The sequence below is a fragment of the Jatrophihabitans sp. genome (genome assembly GCF_051960575.1).
Lineage (GTDB): Bacteria > Actinomycetota > Actinomycetes > Mycobacteriales > Jatrophihabitantaceae > JBQCEE01.
On sequence record NZ_JBQCEE010000090.1, the window covers coordinates 1 to 2,434 of the forward strand.

At 72.2% G+C, this 2,434-nt stretch carries 1 protein-coding gene and 1 pseudogene; both read right to left on the reverse strand.

Annotated features, from left to right (window positions below):
• Positions 1-249 precede the first annotated feature (249 nt).
• Positions 250-1,602, reverse strand: a complete 1,353-nt coding sequence (locus tag ACTHMS_RS04625; protein WP_440305497.1) for a TerD family protein — start codon at positions 1,600-1,602, stop codon at positions 250-252.
• A gap of 124 nt (positions 1,603-1,726) precedes the next feature.
• Positions 1,727-2,434, reverse strand: a pseudogene (locus ACTHMS_RS04630) (hypothetical protein); the annotation flags it as partial.

The window sequence follows — 2,434 nt, forward strand, 5'->3', positions numbered from 1 at the left end:
GTCATGATCAACGGCAGAGTCGGCTGGCGACCACCCGCCTGGCTCGACCCCGAACGAACACCACGGTTCAACCGACTCCGCCGCCACTTCGACCCCGACCAGGATCTGCGGCTCGACACCACACCCGACGACGACCCCGGGCTCGACTGAACCGTCGAGACGATCGACGTCTCGCTGCCGGCGTCGCCACAGGCCAATTCGGTCGGTGGAGGCACCGACATCGCTCGCACGCTGATGCTGGTGTGCGCGCTACTCGCAGGCGACGCCATCGCCGTCGCGATCGAGCTTGGACGAGTACCCGGGATCCCCCCGGTAGATCGGCGCCGCACCCGCGGCCCTCGCCTCGGTGCAGTTGGCGTAGTAGACGTCGGTCTCGATCGGGATCGGCACTGGCGCAGTCGGGGTCGTCGTCGGCCGGACGGTCGGTACGAGCGGCTGCCGCGTGGGGTGGGTGGTGAGGATCGCCCCCGGGCAGGTCGTGGCGTTGATCAGCCGGATGATCTGCCTTGCGCGGCTGCCGTCGATCGGGCCGCCGGCCACGCCGAAGGCACTGCTCGTGTAGTTGATGAGGACGCCGGCGGTGCCTGAGGCATGCATCCGCGTGCAGACGCCGCCTGCACGGCGCAGCGAGGTGTCCGCGGCATGCTGGTACGCAGGATCAATGCGTGCCAGTCCCGCCAGCAGCGATCGTTCGGCCGCCGAACGCGGCGCCGTCGTGGCGCCGGGTGACGGCGTCCGGCTCGTCTGCGCGCTCGTGGGCAGCGGTGCAGTCGACCGCGGCGTCGAGGCCGACGGCGACCGTGCGGACGACAACGTGTGCCCGCTGTCGTCGTCGGAGTTGTTCGACGCCAGCGCCGCGCCGACGATCACCACCGCGGCCGCGGCAGCCAGCGGCTTCGGCCGCTTGAACCAGGGCCGCGCTTCTCGCATCGGGGGTGGCGGCGGCAGGGGTGCCGGCGGCAGGACCGGCGAGGGACGCGGTGTGGACAGCGGTGTCGTCGCCGGTGTCGGCTCGACGTGCTGTGGCCACGGTGTCAGAGGCATGGCGACGCGCGGCGGCGCCGGTGAGGGAACCGACGACGGGAGAGGACGGACCACCGGGGTCGGGTTCGGCGCGGCCGGCTCGTCGTCGACCACGACCCCGTGGGCGCGCGCGAGCCCCGCCAGCCCTGCTGCGTAACCCTGACCGACGTTGCGCAGCTTCCAGCGGCCCTCTCGCCGATAGACCTCACCCAGCATGACGGCGCGTTCGCCGGCCAGGCCGCTGATGACGAGCTCGTGCGACGACGCCTGATCGAGCACGCTCAAATGGAGCTCGTCATGCGAGAGCAGCGGCGAGTCGAGGGCCACCGCGACGACGAGGCGGTCGATCCCGGTGCTGACGCGCGCGGGGTCGATGGACAGGCCGGCCGCCGTCAGCCGCACCGCCCCGTCCGATGACTCGGGCTGGTTGAAGAAGATGAGGTCCGCGTCAGACCGCACCCGACCGTCCGGTTGCACGGCGAGCACCACGAGATCCGGCGCGGCTCGGCCCGCAGGACCGGTCACCTGCAGCTGCAGCGGACGGCCTGAGATCGCGACGTTGCCGCCCTTGTCCAGCATGCCCACGCGGCCCCCGATCACCGACGTCGGTACCCAGGGCCGACGCCCTCCGATCATGGCTGCTGTAGACGATCTTGACCAGCGTTGAGCGAAGCCCGAGCGGATCAGGCCGTCCTGATCGTCGTCAGCCGACCCTGGTGATGACGACCCGCTTGACGACGTGCACCGCAGGGCAGCGCGGGATCGCCGGGCCGGTGTCGTCCTGGGTACCCGTGAACTGCTTCGGCAGGGTCGAGCCGGGCGGTGCCACCACCGCGTAGACGATCGTGCGCCGCACGTCGCCGATCACGGCGCCGTCGGTCTGGCTCACACATTGGTCGACGAAGTGCGCACTGCCCTGCCAGCCGGTGGCGGTACGACGCAGCACGACCTTCGGGATCGAGCCGCCGCCGGTGATGAACACCGTCGCCCGGCACGCCGCCCCGCCGGAGCAGTCCGTGATCACCCGCCACTGCCGGTCGGTCACCGAGCCGACGCGCGAGTCGGCCACGGTCGGGAGCAATCCGGTCGTCGAGATCACCACCTGGTGCACCCGGAATCGGCCGGAGAAGGCCTGCTCGGGTGGCACGGTCGATGGCGCCGCGCTGCTCGGGGTCGAGCTGGTCGTCGAGACCGGTGGTGTGGTCGGGGTGGCCGTCGTCGAGGTGGTGGTGGCGTCCAGCGTCGGCTCGGCCGTGGGCTTGTCGTCGCCGCCGCTCACCGCCACCGCGACGGCTGCCCCGGCGCCGAGGATCGCGACGACCGCGCCCGCCCCGACGAGCAGTCGCCGACGTGACGCCGCGCGCGCCGGCGGTGCGGGCGGGTCGACCGGCGGCACGGGGTCGGCGACCGG